Source organism: Candidatus Krumholzibacteriia bacterium, from assembly GCA_035649275.1.
Classification (GTDB): domain Bacteria; phylum Krumholzibacteriota; class Krumholzibacteriia.
The window spans coordinates 1-17,218 of the sequence record DASRJW010000097.1 but is presented as its reverse complement, the minus strand read 5'-3'; the positions used below and the strand labels follow the sequence as shown (position 1 = coordinate 17,218).

12 protein-coding genes are annotated in these 17,218 nt (G+C 66.0%); 3 read left to right on the top strand and 9 right to left on the bottom strand.

Annotation, left to right across the window (positions count from 1 at the left end; translation table 11 throughout):
* Positions 1–53: 53 nt before the first annotated feature.
* The 3 genes from VFE28_09535 to VFE28_09525 are packed head-to-tail and all read right to left on the bottom strand — an operon-like array spanning position 54 to position 2,619.
* The gene (locus VFE28_09535; GenBank protein HZM16232.1) at positions 54–842 is read right to left on the bottom strand and encodes a TSUP family transporter; all 789 of its coding nucleotides are present in this window, start codon (positions 840–842) and stop codon (positions 54–56) included.
* A complete protein-coding gene (locus VFE28_09530) occupies positions 839–2,002 on the bottom strand; it encodes an endonuclease/exonuclease/phosphatase family protein (protein HZM16231.1) in 1,164 nt (387 codons plus the stop codon). Before VFE28_09530 ends, VFE28_09535 begins: the two co-directional genes overlap by 4 nt.
* Positions 2,003–2,013: 11 nt before the next feature.
* Complete coding sequence (locus VFE28_09525) at positions 2,014–2,619, bottom strand: peroxiredoxin (GenBank protein ID HZM16230.1); 606 nt, start codon at positions 2,617–2,619, stop codon at positions 2,014–2,016.
* A 123-nt stretch (positions 2,620–2,742) separates the two neighbouring features.
* Here VFE28_09525 and VFE28_09520 point away from each other — a divergent pair, with 123 nt between their 5' ends.
* Positions 2,743–3,597: a ribosomal protein L7/L12 gene (locus VFE28_09520; GenBank protein HZM16229.1), complete on the top strand. Its 855-nt coding sequence runs from the start codon at positions 2,743–2,745 to the stop codon at positions 3,595–3,597.
* 4 nt (positions 3,598–3,601) lie between these two features.
* Here VFE28_09520 and VFE28_09515 read toward each other — a convergent pair whose 3' ends face one another.
* Positions 3,602–5,005: an MBL fold metallo-hydrolase gene (locus tag VFE28_09515; GenBank protein ID HZM16228.1), complete on the bottom strand. Its 1,404-nt coding sequence runs from the start codon at positions 5,003–5,005 to the stop codon at positions 3,602–3,604.
* A 390-nt stretch (positions 5,006–5,395) separates the two neighbouring features.
* Between VFE28_09515 and VFE28_09510 the strand changes: the two genes are divergently transcribed.
* Both VFE28_09510 and VFE28_09505 read left to right on the top strand, forming a co-directional pair.
* Entirely contained in the window at positions 5,396–8,605 is a 3,210-nt protein-coding gene (locus VFE28_09510) for a S8 family serine peptidase (protein HZM16227.1), read from the top strand.
* 215 nt (positions 8,606–8,820) lie between these two features.
* On the top strand, positions 8,821–11,781 hold the full coding sequence (locus tag VFE28_09505; GenBank protein ID HZM16226.1) for a S8 family serine peptidase: 2,961 nt from the start codon (positions 8,821–8,823) through the stop codon (positions 11,779–11,781).
* Between the two features lie 247 nt (positions 11,782–12,028).
* Here VFE28_09505 and VFE28_09500 read toward each other — a convergent pair whose 3' ends face one another.
* The 5 genes from VFE28_09500 to VFE28_09480 all read right to left on the bottom strand — a co-directional run bounded on the left by VFE28_09500 (position 12,029) and on the right by VFE28_09480 (position 16,736).
* The gene (locus VFE28_09500; protein HZM16225.1) at positions 12,029–12,841 is read right to left on the bottom strand and encodes a class I SAM-dependent methyltransferase; all 813 of its coding nucleotides are present in this window, start codon (positions 12,839–12,841) and stop codon (positions 12,029–12,031) included.
* Positions 12,842–13,429: 588 nt separating this feature from the next.
* Positions 13,430–13,900: a DUF1801 domain-containing protein gene (locus VFE28_09495; protein ID HZM16224.1), complete on the bottom strand. Its 471-nt coding sequence runs from the start codon at positions 13,898–13,900 to the stop codon at positions 13,430–13,432.
* Between the two features lie 655 nt (positions 13,901–14,555).
* Positions 14,556–14,954, bottom strand: a complete 399-nt coding sequence (locus VFE28_09490; protein ID HZM16223.1) for a DUF3224 domain-containing protein — start codon at positions 14,952–14,954, stop codon at positions 14,556–14,558.
* Between the two features lie 732 nt (positions 14,955–15,686).
* A complete protein-coding gene (locus tag VFE28_09485) occupies positions 15,687–16,076 on the bottom strand; it encodes a VOC family protein (GenBank protein ID HZM16222.1) in 390 nt (129 codons plus the stop codon).
* A 33-nt stretch (positions 16,077–16,109) separates the two neighbouring features.
* Positions 16,110–16,736, bottom strand: a complete 627-nt coding sequence (locus tag VFE28_09480) for a hypothetical protein (GenBank protein ID HZM16221.1) — start codon at positions 16,734–16,736, stop codon at positions 16,110–16,112.
* Positions 16,737–17,218 lie beyond the last annotated feature (482 nt).

Here is a 17,218-nt window from a genome sequence, read left to right as displayed (position 1 = left end):
CTTGTCACTGCGCTTGAGTCGATTGCCCCGAGGAGAGCGGTGTTTGCTCGGCGCTACACCAGTCCGAGACCGATACCGAGAGCGAGAAGAAGCAGCATGGCGCCGACGAGACGTTGCATCGAGCGCCGCGTCCACTGGTGCAAGAGCCTGCGCCCGACCCAGGCCCCGGCGAACGCCGACAGAGTCGCGGCGACAACGAGGTTCGCACCGCCTTCCGCCCGCAGGATGCCCAGTGGACCAGTGATGTGGTCGAGTCCGTAGACCGCCAGGCGCACCACGTCCACGATGACAGCGCAAGCCACACCGGTGCCGACGAAGGCTTCCGGATCGAGGCCGCTCTTGGCCAGGAAGGCCGAGCGCAGCGCCCCCTGATGACCCGACAAGCCGCCAAAGAAACCCGAGAGCAAGCCGCCGAGCCCGAGGAAGCGGGCGCCGAAGCGGAGCGCGGTGAAGGCCGGGAGGAGGTCGAAGAGGGCGAAGAAGACGATGAGCCCGCCGAGGACGAGACCCAGCGGCTCCACCGTAAAGGTTCTGCCACCGAGCTGGTAGGTCGCGAGGGCGGGCAAGCCGGCGAGCCGCAGCAGCAACCAGGCTCCGCCGCACGCCGCCACCGCCGCCGGGGCGCCGAAGCGCAGCACGACCCGCCTCTCCGCATGCCGCCCCATGAGACCGAGCTTGAAGAGGTTGTTGGCCAGGTGCACCAGCGCCGTGGCCGCGATCGCCACGGGAAGGGGGAAGAAGAGGGCGAACACCGGCAGCAACAGCGTGCCGAGACCGAAACCGGAAAAGAAGGTGAGGAGCGAAGCACCGCAGGCGACGGCGCAGACCAGAACCGTGGTCATGCGCTCCCCCCGCCGCGCAGACCGCAACCGATGGGAGCGTGATCCGAAAGCGCTGCTTCGCCGCGCATGAGATGCGGGAGAGCGAAGGGTGGATGCTCTGGCGCCGGTTCGAAGCCTCGCGCCGCGATCCAGTCCAACCGATGGCGGCCGCGCCGCTCGGCGTGACGCAGGAGCCCTTGCCCCAGCCGGCGCACTCCCGGCGCCAGGGACTGGTACTCGCGGACGTCCTGCAGGTGCAGGTCGAGGGACTCCGTCGTGGTGTTGAAACCTTCCACCGCGAGTCCTGCTTGCGACAGCACGGTGAACAGCGGCTCCCGCGGCCGCCCGCGCGGCAGATAAGGCTGCAGCAGCCGCTGGCGGAGTCTCCCGGGTGGCCAGAGCGCCAGGACACCGAGCACGCCGGCGGCACGCAGCGCGTTGCCGCGGGTGAAACTCGTGGTGTTGAGATCGCCGCAGAGAAGCGCCGGGCCTGGCGGCAAGTGCGCCAGGATGGCTTGCATCTGCAGCGCCCGCACCGCCGGCCCGCGATGCACGTCGAGATGGGTGACGACTGCGTGGAAGGGCGCGCCCGGTCGCAGCACCTCGACCACGAGGGCGACGAGACCTCCCACCTTGCGTTCCGTGTCGAAGAGAAAGGCGCTGCCGGACTCGAGCTCCACCCTCGCCGCCGCGCCGAGGGGAAAACGGGACAGGAGGGCCAGACCGAAGAGCGCTTCCGCCTGCTCCTGCGTCGCGATCTCTCGCGGCGTGTCGGAGCCACCTTCCAGCTCCAGGAAGAGCGCCGCCCAGGCGGCATGCATCCCGAGCTCTCGGGCCAGGTCGAAAGCCACGTCGCGGTTGCCCGAGCGGGCCAACCCCAGATCCACTTCGTTGAGGGAGAGGAGATCGGCGCCGGCGAGCGCGGGCTCGTCTCGCAAAGCCGCGCGCAACCCGTCGTAGCGGTTGCCGTGCAAGACGTTCCAGTGCACGACCCGCAACCCCGCCGCGGGCCCGGAAGGCGCTACCGGACTCGAGAAGCGCCGCACTGGTGCCAGGAAGCGCTGCACCCGCGCCGTCAGGGCCGGCCCCTCCGGAGCCGCCAGCCACTCGCGGTGACTGGCGAAACGCCCGATGCCCCGGCGCAGCGCCAGGCTTTCTCTGACCAGGGCTGGATCCGCCACGGTGCCCCCGGTCAGCGCAGCTTCTCGAGCTCCGTCAAGATTTGGGTGGTGTCCGGCTGCTCTCCGATGTCGTGCACGTCGATGTAGCGGACGATCCCTTGCTTGTCGATGATCAGGATCGCCCTTTCCGTGATGCCTTCGTCTTCCCGGTACACGCCGTACCGTCGCGCCACTTCCCCCTTGGGATGAAAGTCGCCGAGGAGCGGGTAGGTCTCGATCCCGCCCAGCGAACGGGCCCAGGCCCGATGGCAGGGAATCGAATCGATGGAAATGCCCAGAACCTGGGCATCGAGCCTCTCGAACGCGGCGTGATCCGCCTCGTACGAGGGCATCTGCACCGTTCAGACACCGGTCCAGTCGAGCGGATAGAACGCCAAGACCACGTTCTTCCGCCCGCACCAGCTGTGCAACTGCACCGTTTCCTTGCCCCGGTGTCCCGGCAAGGTGAAATCCGGTGCGGCGTCGCCGACCTGCAGCGTCGCCGTCCGGTTCGCCCGTGATGTCCGGCCTTTCGCGACCACCAACGACCTCCTCTCGCCGCCAGCCGCGGCGCCGGCTTCACGTCTCCCCGGCGGCGTTGCTATTGCGACGTGCAGGACTGTAACGACGTCCCGCATCGTCGGGCAACCGCTTCCGGTCCGCGCCTTGACGGCGCCCGGAGGCCTCCGTATCCTGCGGGCGCCGCTTTCCAGCTGGGCCTCGGCGGGAGCGCCGGCCCTCCTCGTATCCGGGAGTCGTACGTGCCCGAGCTCGACTGGATCGAACGCGAAGAACGCTACCGGACGCGGATCACCCGGGCCCTGATCATCATCAGCATCCTCGCAGTCGCCTTCTTTGGCACCGGTTTCTGGCTTCTCGGGCGGCAGCAGAAGGCGCGAGCCAAAGCGGCGGTGGAGGCCAGCACTGCCGCCGCTGTCGCCGCGGTCAAGCATCAGGCGGAGGAGTACACCGCAGACTCCACCGCCGCCGCCACCCGCTTCACCGCTTTCAAAGAGAAATACGGCGCCCAGCCGCTGGAGGGCGCGCCCATGCTCATGGTGCCGCTGCCGCGCGGCTCCGGCTTCACCCACTTCCTGGAGACAACCTGGGAGGAGTATGCCCGCGTCGTGGACCCCGCGGTGGAGGCGGCGAACATCCGCGAGCGCTTCCGCATCTACTACGTCGATGCCATGAACCGCGCCTGGTTCACTCCGGCCGGCAGCCTCGCCTGGGAAGGGGACGCACACCCGACGGCGATCTTGCTCCCGGACATCAAGCAGAGGGGCAAGATGCTGGAGTTCGAGAAGCCCAGCTTCGCCCAGATCGTGCGCGGCCAGGAAGCGGCAGGCGTGCGCATGGTCGAAGCGGTCTCCGCCGGCGCCGAATCCCTGGCGGCACCGAGCAATGACTTCGACGTCATCCTCGCGGCCGCCGGTGCGCAGAAAGAGCAGGTCCTCGCGGTCATCCGTGAGGTCACCGGGCTCGGAGAGGCCGAGGCCCTCGCCATCGTCGAGGGCGCCCCCAAGGCGATCAAGGAAGACGTGCCGAAAGCCGTGGCCGAAGAGATCAAGAAGCGGCTGGAGGCGGTCGGCGGCAGCGTGGAAATCCGCCAGTAGGCTCTCAGCTCGTGGCCCGCATGCTGCGTTCGTCCAGCAGATCCCAGGCCGCATACCCGCCCACGAGATCGCTGCAGTTGGTGAAGCCCTGCTGCTCCAGCAGGCTGGCGGCGATCATCGACCGGTAACCGCCGCCGCAGTGGATGACGACGTGGCCGCTGCGCGGCACCTCGGCGACCCTGCCGGCGAGCTGGTGCAGCGGCACGTGGACGCTGCCGACGATGCGCTTGGCCTCCCGCTCCGCGTCGGTGCGCACGTCGAGGACGTGGGGGGGATCGTCGCCGTTCAATCGCTCCGCCAGCGCTTGCGCCGTGATGCGCTCGGTGTGCCGCAGGAGGTCCGGGCGCTGTTCCAGCGCTTGCATACCGCCCTCCAGATAGCCCGCCACGTGGTCGAAGCCGATGCGCCCGAGCCGCAGCGCCGCTTCCGTTTCCTTCCCCGTCTCGGCGATGAGGACGATCGGCCGGTCCCGGCGCAGCAGCGTGCCGCACCAGCTGGCGAACTGCCCTTGGAGGCCGACATTCGTGCTGCCGAGGAAATGCGCCCCGGCGTAGTCCCCCGGGTCACGCACGTCCAGGACCTGGGCCCCCGCAAGGTGCAAGCGCAGCACCTCCTCCAGAGGCAGGGGTTGCAGCACCTTCTCCAGCGTCGTCTCCAGGCTGGGGCGCTCGCTCCGGTTCAGCATCGCGTCGTAGGGGAAGTACGCCGGCGCTTCCGGCTGCTCCATGGTGACGAGGCGGATGAAATCGGCCTTCGTCATGGGCTGCAGCGCATAGTTGTAGCGCCGCTGCTCGCCGATGGTGGAGACGCGCTCCTTGCTCAGACTCTTGCCGCACATGGAGCCGGCGCCGTGCGCCGGGTAGACGAGGGTCCCGTCGGGGAGGTGCAACAGCTTCTCGTGGAGCGAGTCGTAGAGCAGCCCGGCGAGCTCCTCGCCGGTGACGCCGATGGAGGCCATGAGATCGGGCCTGCCGACGTCGCCGATGAAGAGCGTGTCCCCGGTGAGCACGGCGTGGGGTCGCTCGGCATCCTGCTCCAGATCGAAGACGAGGACGCAGATGCTCTCCGGCGTGTGCCCGGGCGTTTCGAGGAACTGCAGCCGCAGGGCGCCGCGCTCGAGCACCGCCCCTTCCTGCGCCGGGACGAAGGCATACTCCGCCTGGGCTCTGGCGCCCAGGTGGATGCGCGCTCCGGCCCGCTCCCGCAGCTCCAGATGGCCGGCGACGAAATCGGCGTGGAAGTGGGTGAGGACGACGTCCGTGATCCGGAGCCCCAGCTTGTCGGCGTCCGCCAGGTACTGGTCCACGTCGCGCTGTGGATCCACCACCACGGCGCTGCCGGACTTGGGGTCGGCGAGCAGGTACGAGGCGTGGGAGAGGCATCCCAGATAGTACTGCTGCAGGATCATGGCGTCCTTCCTTGGCGGCGCGATCGCTTTGGACCCCCGGAGGGGCTTCTCGTGGCACCTGTCTTGAGACTCTAGCGCCTCGGGCGCCAGAGTGCGACAAACTGTCGCGACCGGCTTGCGCCTGGAGCCCGAGCCCGCGAGATTTCGCCCTGCGGGGGTCGAATCGGCCGTGCTCCGACCCGGCGACGCGACCCGCGCCCCTGGTCCGCGCCGCCTGGTGCGGCTTGTCGGTCCGCTTCCTTGCCGAACCCCGAGGGGGTTGCTATCCTTATGTTCTATGCGGTCTGCCCCCCATCCGGAAACATCATAGCTGCTCGATCGGTTCTCCGGGCGAGCCCTCGGGATTGCTCGCCGTCATGGCCACCGTTTCGCTCCGACAGGAGTCGAGCCATGCTCAAGCTTTGTGCGCGCGTTCCGGGTCTCTTCGTTTTCTCCTGCCTCTTCGTGGCGGGGTCCGCCTGGACCGCCGCAGGTCCCCCGGGCAGCCAGGCTCCCAGAAGTGGCGCGCCGCGGCCCGGTGAACGCTGGGCCCAGCCAGGCATGGTGGTGGTGAAGCTCGTCGAGGCAGGCACGAGCCTGGGCGGCGCGGGCAAGACCGGTTCGTCCCCCGTGGATCAGCTGCTCGCCCGGCACGGGAGCTACCAGGTGGAGCCGGTCCTGCCGTTGCGGCGAGCCGCGCGCAAGCCCAGTGGCGCCGACCCCACCCGCATCTTCATCGTCCGCTACGGCGACGGCCAGGCCCCGGAAGAGGTCGCCCGCGAGCTGAGCGGTCTCGATGCGGTGGAGTACGCCGAACCGCACTACGCCTACCCGCTGGCAGGGCAGCCGAACGACACCAACATCAGCCAGCAGCTCTCCTACCTGCAGCACATGCAGTTCATCGCCGGCTGGGACGTCACCGTGGGCGAACAGGGTCCGGTGGTCATCGCCATCGTGGACGGCGGTACCGATTGGACCCACAACGATCTCAACTCCAACATCTGGTCGAACCCGGGCGAGACGGCGGGGAACAGCATCGACGACGACGGCAACGGCTTCGTGGACGACATCCGGGGCTGGAACTTCGCCAACAACACCAACAACCCCATGGGCCTGCCGAGCACGCCGGAGAGCGCCACCCACGGCACCCACACCGCCGGCATCGCCGGTGCGGTGACGAACAACTCCCTGCAAGTCGCCGGCGGCTCGTGGAACGCCAAGATCATGCCCATCAACACGGCACTCGCCGCCGCCGACCGCGTCATTGGCTACGGCTACGAAGGCATCGCCTACGCCGCCGATAACGGCGCCAACGTCATCAGCGCCAGCTGGGGTGGCTCGGGTGGCGCTTCCACCTTCGAGCAGGAGATCATCCAGTTCGCCCACGATCAGGGCGCCGCCATCTGCGCCGCGGCGGGCAACAACTCCGGCAACGCCGACAGCCACTACCCCTCGGCCTACCCGCACGTGCTCTCGGTGACCAACGTGACCCTCTCCGACACCCATGTGACGATCGCCAACTTCGGCTACAGCGTGGACGTCGCCGCCCATGGCGAGGCGATCCTCAGCACCATCCCGAGCAACTTCCTCGGCACCTTGTGGGGCACCTCCATGTCCACGCCCTTCGTCGCCGCCGCCTGCGCCCTGGTGAAGACGAAGTGGCCCGCGTACACGGCGGACCAGGTGATGCAGCGAGTGCGGGTGACCTGCGACAACATCGATGGTGTCAACCCCGAGTTCCGCGGTCAGCTGGGCTACGGGCGCCTCAACGTCCTGCAAGCGCTGACCAAGAACACTCCGGCGATCCGCATCTCCGACATCGACATCGTCGACCAGGATGGCGACGGCGTCGTCGAGCGCAACGAGACCGTCGAGGTGAACCTCACGCTGACGAATCTGCTGGCGCGGGCGCAAACCGTCGACCTCGACCTGTCCATCCCCGCGCCCTCGCAGCCGGTCACCATCACGAACTCGCACCAGATCGTGGCTGCTCTCGATTCGCTGCAATCGCTGCAGATTCCGCCCTTCAACCTGCAGATCGCCAGCACCGCCGCCAACAACGTGACCGTGGACTTCGAGCTCGGCATCAGCGTGGGCACCCCGGCCTACGTGGACAAGGACCGCTTCAAGCTCAGCATCCAGCCCCTCTTCATCGATCACGGCGGCAACTCGATCCGCACCACCGTCACCAGCATGGGGCGGCTGGGCTACGCCCTCAACCGCCGGGACGGCACCGATGGCGTCGGCTTCGCCTTCGGCACCGGGCCCAACATCCTCTTCGAAGCAGCGATGATGATGGGCATCTCGTCGACCAAGCTGGTGGACGCGGCGCGCGGCCTCAACGTCAACAACAACATCACCTACCAGTCGAACTTCGGTACGCCGGTCGGGGGAACGCCGCACTATCTGCCGCCCGAGCTCGCCGACGAGCAATCCCGGGCTTTCTTCACCGATGGCGCTGCGCCCCAGTCGTTGCGCCTCCAGCTAAGCATGCGGCAGGACGCTTACGTTTTCGCCAGTCCTCCGGACAACGACTACATCATCCTCCGCTACCGCATCCGCAACGACAGCGGTGGCACCATGCCTGGTCTGTACGTCGGCTGGTATCACGACTGGGACATCGGCGACCCCGGCGATCCGGCGGGCGCACTCGGGGACCGCACCGCTTTCGACGCCGGCCGCGGCCTCGGCTACACCTGGGACGAGAACGGTGCGGCGAGCAACGTCTACGTCGGCATGGCAGTGTTGACGCCGCCCGGGACCACTTCCTTCCGCGGCATCTGGAACGACCAGGCCAACCCGAACAACCCCTCCTTCGGCGTCTACGACGGCTACACCAAGTCCGAGAAGTGGCAGACCATGACCGAGGGCGTCGTGCACACGGAAGCCGGGCCCGAGGACGTCTCTTTGGGCTTCGGCACCGGTCCGTTCACCTTCGACGACTCCATCACCGTCGCCTTCGTCTACGTCGGCGGCTCGAGTCTGGCGGACCTGCAGGCCAACACCGACGCCGCCATCGCGAAGTGGGCGACCCTGGGCCCGATCACGCCGGTGACGCTGTACGACTTGAGTGCCGCCGCCGATGGCGGTGACGTCGTGGTGCGCTGGCGGACCACGGACGAGCGCGACATCGCAACCTTCCGGGTCTATCGCAGCAAGAACGGCGGCGGGCTCTCGGCCCTCGGTCCGGACGTCGAGCGCAACAACGAGAGGAACTACGTCTTCCGCGACCCGGCTCCGGGTCCCGGTAGCTATCTCTACCGCGTGGCGGAGATTTCGCCGACCGGCGACGCCGTTCTCCATGGCGCTGTCGAGCTCGTGATCGAAGGAGCGGCGCCGCCGCGGAGCTACCTATCGCCGGGCACGCCCAACCCGTTCAATCCGAATACGACGCTGCGCTACGGCCTCACCGCAGCCGGCCCGGTGCGGCTCGAGGTGTTCGACGCCCGCGGCCGGCATGTGCGCACCTTGGTACAGAACGCCTATGTGGCGCCCGGCATCTACGGCACCACATGGAACGGAACCGACGACGACGGCCGCGCCGTGCCGAGCGGCAGCTATCACGTTCGCTTGCAGCTCGTGGACCAGGTGTTCACGCGCCGGGTGACGTTGCTCAAGTAGCGCGCGGCCTCGGGCGGCGCGATCGCAGTGTGTATCCGGCGCTTCGGCAGTGTCCGAAGCGCCGGCGGGATCCCGTCGGCCTTGCCTCAGGACGCCGGCGTGCCCATGGGCCTCGAAGGAACGAGGCCCGAAACCAGAAGGAGCTGAGCCTCGCCGTGTTCGCCTGCCGCTTTTCCAGCTTCCCCGCTCCGCGTCGCGACGCGGCCCTTGCACTGATGGTCCTGGGACCCGCTGTCTTCGCCACCTGGGTTTTCGCCGCCGCCTTCCTCACCGCTGCGGGTCCGGCGGCGGCGGCTCTCAGTGCCGGGGGACGGGCACCCGGTCTCGACTCCCCCGCGCTCCGCCCCGACGGCCAGGAACGGCTCCCTGGTGTCGTCATCGTCAAGTTCGCGGGCCCCCTCGGCCCCGGAGCCGAGAAAGCGGCGTCGCTCTCGGCACCCTTCCGCACCGGTTCTGCCGTCCTCGATGCACTCTGCCGCCATTATCAAGTCGAGCGCTTCGAGCCCGTCGCTCCTCCACGGACCACTTCTCGGAAGACGCTACCGCTCTCGCCGGTCGCGCCACACGAGGCCGGGCCTGTGGATCTGTCGCGCCTCTACGTCCTGCACTTCGGCGGCGGCGCCGATCCGCTGCAGGTGGCACGCGACTTCGCCGCGCGCCCCGAGGTGGAATACGCCGAGCCGCAGTTCGTCTACCCCCTGGCCGCGATCGCCAACGACCCGCTCTATCCCACGGAGCAGAGCGCTTACTTCACCCGCATGGCTTTTCCTGCGGCCCACGACAACACGCGCGGCAGCGACGGGGACGTCGTGGTCGCCCTCGTGGACGGCGGCAGCGAGTGGCAGCACCCCGACCTCGCGCCGAATGTGTGGACGAACCCCGGGGAGAGCCTCAACGGCGTCGACGACGACGGCAACGGCTTCGTCGACGATCTGCACGGCTGGAACTTCAGCAACGGCACCAGCGACCCAACCGGTCTGCCGCAAACACCGAGCTCCGCCGGGCACGGCACCCATGTCGCCGGGATCGCCTGCGCGGTGTCGAACAACGCCATCGGCGTCGCCGGCGCCACCTGGAACGCCCGCTTCATGCCGGTCTGCGTCGCCCACCCCACGGTGGACAACGCCATCGCCTTCGGCTACCAGGGCATCCTCTATGCCGTGAACAGCGGCGCCGACGTGGTGAGCTGCAGCTGGGGCGGGCAAGGGAACCCTTCGTACTTCGAACGGGAAGTCATCGAGTACGCTCGGCAGCATGGCGTCGTCGTCGTCGCCGCCGCCGGCAACAACGCTTCCTCCGCCGACTTCTACCCGGCGGGCTACGCGCACGTCCTCGCGGTGGCGAACGTGAACAACACCGACCAGAAGAGCGCGAGCTCCAACTACGGCCCCTGGGTGGACGTCGCGGCCCAGGGCACGTCCATCCACAGCACCTACCGCAACGGCTCCTATCTGGATCTGAGCGGCACTTCCATGGCGGCGCCGCACGCCGCCGCCGCCTGCGCCCTGGTGAAGACGAAGTGGCCCACGGCCCTGGCGGAGCAAGTGCGGGAGCGGGTGCGGGTCACCTGCGACAACATCGACGCCCTCAACCCGGGATACGGTGGGCAGCTGGGTTACGGCCGCATCAACGCCGCGCAGGCTCTCAGCAAGGTGACGCCGGCGCTCCGCATCCTGGAGGTCGCGTACGACACCCCGGACGGAGACGCCATCATCGAGCCCACCGAGACCGTGGCCGTCCACGTCACCGTGATCAACTGGCTCGATCCTGCGACGAACCTGCAGTTCACCTTGGGAGAGAACTCCTCCTACGCCACCGTACCCGTCAACTCCGATGCCGTAGCTTCCCTGGGGACGCTGGAGCAAACGGTGCTCGACTTCTCCGTGCGCTTCACCGCTGCGGCGCCGGTCAATCACCTGGCCACCTGCACGCTCAACATCACCTCCGGGAGCCCGGCCTACACCGACGCCGACCGCTTCGATCTCCGCGTTCTCCCCATCATCGCCACCCACGACGCCAATCAGGTCGTGACCACCGTGACCAGCGTCGGCAAGCTCGGCTTCGGCGAGAAGTCCGGCGGGAACGGCAAGGATGGTGTCGGCTTCCTCTACGCCGGCTCGCCCAACCTGCTCTTCGAGGGCGCTCTCCTCGTCGGCACCGGACAGGCCACGATCTCCGATGCGGCTCGAGGCGCGACCGCTTCCGCCACCGAGGACGACTTCGTCACCGCCACCAACGGCACGCCGTCACTCACGACTGCCCATCCGCTCTTCGATCAGTTCGTCGTCGCGACCTGCACCGATGCCGGCGCCACCACACCTCTCGGCTTGCGCCTGCGCCAGGAGAGCTGGGAGATCTCCTATCCGCCGTACGACGATTTCGTCGTGCTCCGCTACGCCATCCAGAACCAGAGCGCGCAGACGCTGCAGAATCTCCGGGTTGGCTGGTTCCTCGACTGGGACCTGGATGGTGCGACCTACGAGACGAACCACACCGGCTACGACGCCACTCGTGGCTTGGGCTACGTCTGGGACGACGGCACTGGACCCGACGTCTACGTGGGCGTGGTCACGCTCACGCCGCCGGGGACGACGGCGTACCGCGGTATCTGGAACGACGAGGCCGATCCCAACAATCCGAGCTGGGGGATCTACGACGGCTTCTCCGATGCGGAGAAGTGGGAAGCACTGACCGCCGGCATCGTCCAAGCGGAAGCCGGTCCCGCCGACATCTCGCAGCTCCTGGCCACCGGTCCGTTCACCATCGCACCGGGGGATTCCATCGTCGTCGGCTTCGCCTTCGTCGGCGGAAGCTCCCTCGCCGACCTGCAGCAGAACACCGACGTCGCCTTGTCCGCCTGGGCCACTCCCACGGACACGGGCCCCACCCTCGCGCCGCGGCGCCTGTGGCTGGAGCAGAACTCGCCCAACCCCTTCAACCCGGCGACGCGCATCGCTTTCGACCTCCCGAACGCCGGGGACGTCGAACTCGGCGTCTATGCCGTCAACGGCAGGCGCGTGCGCACGCTCCTGCACGAGCATCGCGAGGCCGGGAGGTACGAAGTGTCCTGGGACGGACGCGACAGCGGCGGCCGCCGCGCCGCAAGCGGCGTCTATTTCTACCGCCTCACCGCCGCCGGCCGCAGCATCACCCGCAAGATGCAGCTGCTGCAGTAGTTCGAGGGAATCGTTCCACACGGGGGCGCAGGCGTGGGCTAGACACGCCGGAACGAGGCATTGGCATCGACCTGTTTGTACTCGATGAATTCCACCGGCGCGAGACAGTTCGGCGCGCAGCCGATTCCGCTGCATGCCTTGTGAGGCGGCTGCCCCTCGCTCATCACCAGACGCCGGGGAGGAACGGATCGGCATTGAGCTGCCGGCCGCGGCATCATCATCTCATCCGCTTCCGCTCACCACTCTTTCAAACGACCACTGTGACCCGCAAGAAGGTTGCTGGAATGGAGGTGGCATCCTTGCTCGTGTGCTTGTTATGCCTGTCGAACAAAGCTCCCAGTTCCCTCTGCAGGTCAGCGGCGCGCCCGTTCTTTTCCGCCGCATCGAATGCATTCATCGTTGGCCCATAGTACTTCCGGAATAGCTCCAGAAGTGCCGACGGTGCCCCGGGATAGTTGAACGTAAACGTGTCTCGGTCGAACGCAATCCGTTCGCTGCGAATTCCCGCTGCACCGAATCGCTCGGTCACGTTGCTCTCGATACCCCAGGTCATCGGGCTGATGAAACCCTCCGGCGGTGGCGGTGTGTATTCGGAACTGATCTTCAGAATTTGCGCCACCAGCGTCGGATCACCTGGAATCCAGTTGCCCATGACGATGCGACCTCCGGGTTTCGCCACCCGCACCATCTCCTTGGCAACGTCGAACGGCTTCGGCGCAAACATGGCTCCAAAGATACTCACGACGAGGTCGAAGTCCTGATCCTTCAGCTCATGCAAATCGCACGCATCACCTTCCTGAAACCTGCAATTCGTCAGGCCTAGCTCCCTGGCGCGGATGTTTCCGGCTTCAACCAGGTTTTGCGCGATATCGACGCCCAGCACATCCGCCCCGAGTCTTGCCTGAGGAATTGCTGTCGTTCCATCGCCGCAACCGAGATCCAGGACCTTGTGCCCTTTGGTGACGCCGAGCTTCTTCACGAGCGCCTCGCCGCTGTCACGCATGGTTTCAGCAATGCGAGTGAAATCGCCCTTCTCCCAGAGTGCTTTGTTTGGATTCATCGAGACCCTCCTTCTATGGTCAGTCAGTCCGTTCCCCAAGGGTTGTCGATCACGAAGCGCCACGAGCCATCTGCCTGACGACGCAGAACATCTGCGGATCTCGATGCTAGGTTCACCGGTTCGCCCCCGGGCCCGGTTCCAGCGAATGACCAAGCCGTAGTCACGAGGGCCAGGTCACTTGCCGTAAGAACCCTCGTCACCTCGAGGTCCAGTTTACCCTTCATTGCAATAAAACCGGCCAGGGCTTCACGAACACCCGCTGGGCCGCGGGCGAGGCTCCCAGGCTGAGACGCAAAACCGGCCTCAGGCTCATAAAGAGTCACGAGTGCGTCGAGATTCCCCGTGTTGATTCCTTCCACGATCGACTGGAGAAGTTGCTCGGGCGTTCCGTTGGACATGTTGTCCTCGATTCTGTTTCGTCTTCGTCGGCGTTCAGAGGTCTCACGGCCTCGAGCTGATCCGCCGGGGCGGCCGAAGCCTAGTATCGCAGAAATCCAACCACCGGGCAGGCCAGGTTGGCTCCAGCTGTTGTCATGGTCAGGTCGCGGCTTTGCGATGACGAACTGCTCGCGAGAATCCCTGCCGTCGCTACGGGATCCAGCCCGGCAGGGCGGCCGCCTGCCGGATCCACGCCGCCAACTGCGCCTCGTCGAGCTGGTCGTCCTCGTGGATGTCGAGGTAGCGCACTTCCTCGTGCTTGGAATCGCCAGGGGGAACAGGACGCAACGACGTGCCGCGGAAGAAAGCCACCTTGACGTACTTCGTGAAGCAATGGAAGTCGACGAACCAGCCCTGGCCCTCGATGCCAAAGAAGGGCGAGTTCCACTTCACGGCCTTGCGGACGTTGGGCACATTGCGCACGATGAGTGCGTCGAGGCGGCGCCCGAGGTCGCGTTTCCAGCCCGGCATGGCCGCGATGTAGGCCTGCACCGGGGCGTCGCCGTCGCCCATCGCGATCTGAGGGTTCCCGCCTGCGAGGAGGGTCGGCTTCGTAACGACCCGCCTGGCAGCGGTCTTCTTTGCGACCTTCACTGACTTCTTGGACGTCTTGCTGGCCATTGTGTTCACTCCAGGACTGCGGTGACTTCGACCTCGAAGGGCACGAGGCCCCTTACTCGCTCATGGGCGGCCTGTTACTTCAATCCCAGCACTTCGCCTCTGGCCAGGAGGCGAATCGCCTCCTTCAATCGCCTGAGTCTCGTTTCCTCGCGCTTGGCGGACTCAATCCAAGCGAAATACCGTCGGCGCTGCGAAGGTGTCAACGCTTCGAACTGGCGCCAGGCTTTCGGATGATTCCTCAACGCTGTCTGTATGTACGGCGGAAGCTTTGCAGGCATGGAAAGCCGTGGTGGTCGAGGGCCGTAGCCTCGGTCGGTCGGGGGGAGCTTGATGCCTGCTGGTCTCAATCGTCCACGGGCTTTGAGTTCCGCGTAACGTTTCCGGTTCGCCTCCGACCATCGGCTGTCCGCTCTCCGTGGCGTAAACTTGAGCGCGTATCGTCGGTCATCCAGGCGTTTGACGAGACTGTCCACCCAACCAACGCACAGCGCCTCGTCGAGCGCATCCTTGTAGTCGATTGTAGCGACGCCAGTGTGCCGCTTGTAGAAGACGAGCCATACCTCGGACTCCGAGGCGTGGTGTTCGTCAAGCCATTTCCGCCATTGGTCCGCTGTCCGGGCGACAAATGTCTTCACGGTTCGCGCGCCTCAGGGTACTAGAGCAGATCATAGTGCAGCGTGAAGGGATACTCGTTGCCGTGCCCAAGGGCGGATACCCCGTCACCCTCGAGGCCGCGCAGCTCACCCGTCGTGGAACCGGGAATGACGGAATAGGACTCCTTCGACTGGCCGCTTTCGAACACGCCGGTGCGTTGGAGCACAAAGGCGCCGGTCTTGCCGGCGAATCGCCCGACGACCCGCTCGAGTCCGACGAAGGAAGCCGAACCGTCGCTGCGGTACATCATCAGGTATTCGACCTGTCCCTCCCCCTCGATGTCCCCGGTGTAGGTCTTGGTGACGCTGGCTCGAGTGAGTTTTGGCATGTCCGGGCCCTCGCTATAGGGCTTCTCATCCCAGCTCTTGATGGTGAACCGAGCATTCGCAACTTTCTTCATGTGTCGTCTCCGGGGCTATTGAGAACGGTGTTTTTCGAGCACTCGCAGAGGTGCTGCGGAGATCCCGTTGCGTTCACTCGGGACGCCTCCCTGCTGGCAGGTGCAACACCTTGTGGGGTGGCGTCTCCCGAGAGTTCCTATTCCCCTCGTTGGTAAACCATCTCGAGAAGCACGCTCCCCGATCCATGTCGCGGCGCGGGAAACCCTTCGATGCGTAACGATTCCTCGCCTTGGACCACTAACGTCAACACGAGTTGATCGTTGACCAGCGCAAATGAGGTCGTACTGGCAACGTCAGGGCCGTAGCCCGACAAGGGATTGGGCGGGTCGCAGACCACCTCGGTACAACTCCAGTGAATACTCAGCTGTGTCGCTGAGCCGTAGGAATATGTTCCAGTGCATGTGTTGCATGCATCCGTGCCCGACACGATCCCATTCTTCTCGAACCGAAGCGTGTACAGCAGATTGATACCAGCCTCATTACACGACGAGTCGCTCGAGGGTAGCTTGTAACACTTCAGCTTCCACGTGACTCCCGTCGGGATCACTGACGGTCTCGGGCCCGTCGAGTCCTCATTCCCGCAAGCGCAGAGAGTAGCGATGAAGCCTAGCGTGATGAAAAGGCGCCTTACCCCATGAGTACCACCTTCCCTCCACCTAGCCGGCCGCTCAGCTGCGCCGGCCGTGGAAGGGAATGATACATCCGGCGGCGTGTCGGCGGCAGCGCCTCGTTCAAGTCGCAGAGAGCGCACTGATCGTGACGTAATACCCGTCCGGATCTCGGAGCGAGAACTCCATAGTTCCTGTGCTCGGATTCACGTGCGGCTCCTCTTCGAGCCGACTGACGAGAGCCCGTGCCCTTGGCAGGGCCATGTCGAAATCGTCGACACGGAAAAACAAGAGGAGGCCGTTTCCAGGCTTCCCGTGATCAGGGCTCACCAAGGGGGGATGCTCGTGTGCACCCCACTCATGAAAACAGAGCAAGACCGTTCCATCAGAGTCGAGGATTTGCCCGAAGTAATCATGGGCGGGAGGCGTCTCCGGCTGGTCAAAGAGCGACTGGTACCATTCGCAGCTGCCAACGACATCGCGTACCCCGATGATCGTCCACGTGCGCTTCATTGCCCGTCCTCCTGCGGCCGAACGTCGTGCCGCTCAGCCGCGAGTGGTGGTCACGATTCCGTCGCTCTGCCCGAACCCCGCTGAGCCGCTCGACGGCACCAGCGGCATGTTGGGCTGCCGAGTCCACCCGAGCAATTCAAAGATTCGGTCTTTGGGTGCCAGCGGCCAGCGAGGATGCTCACTCAATTTACAGCGTTCGCAGAAACAGTCGGCCTCGATTCCAAACACGTCACAGGCCAATGCCGCCGGGGCCACGGCAGGCACCTGCCTGCCGAGAAGATGCCCGAGGGCCAGCGCGTCATGAACGTGCTTCGGATCAATCGGCGACGACGACGAAGCCCGAGACAGCGCTCTGACCTTGTGATCGAGGATCCTTGCCAACGGAAGAACGTGAACGGTGTGTTCGCCTATGGCAATCGTTCGCGCATCCATGAGTGATCGGACCAAGTCTGGGAATATGTCAATCCGGATGCGCGACACTGGATCGACAAGCTGGATCATGAACTTCGGGACGCCTGGCCGCACGACATGGTAATGGGACAGCAGAAACTGCCCGACCACGCTCGGGCTGATGACTTCGATGGAGGCTGCGACGAGGTCGAGATCTGCGATGCCATTGCGCAGACCTCGCCTCCCGAGCTCCGCCATGCCCAATTGCATCGCAACGCCGCCAGTGATTGCGACGCCATCCCCATGGACGTGAGGGAGGAGTCGACCGAGGCAGCCGGTCAGCCGCTCCAACTCGGTCAGTGAAAAAGCCTGAGTCATCCTGTACCCCGACCTTTGGTCCAACTCTCAGACAGTCGGTCGCGGTTTCCTCGAACGTAGGAGGCGCTCCACGACGTCTGTGATCACCCAGTCTTCGGCGATGCGCCCGCCGCGAAATCGGCTGACGACCATGTCGCGCCAGACCACACGCCGGCCGGTCGCGGGAAAGCCTCTGAAGCTGCCGCGGTGAGACCCTTGGAGTCGCCGTTGCCAGGCCACCCGGTCTTTCATGGCCGCTAAGCTGCGCCGCCCGTGATGCTACCACGCTTCGTGTCGAGCTCCCCGCGTGGCAAGCCCGCGGCCGTCAGCCTTCAGCGGCTTGTTGGGCGGCAGCCCTCCGCCGCTAGAAGACCTGGTGATAGTCGCCGAGCATG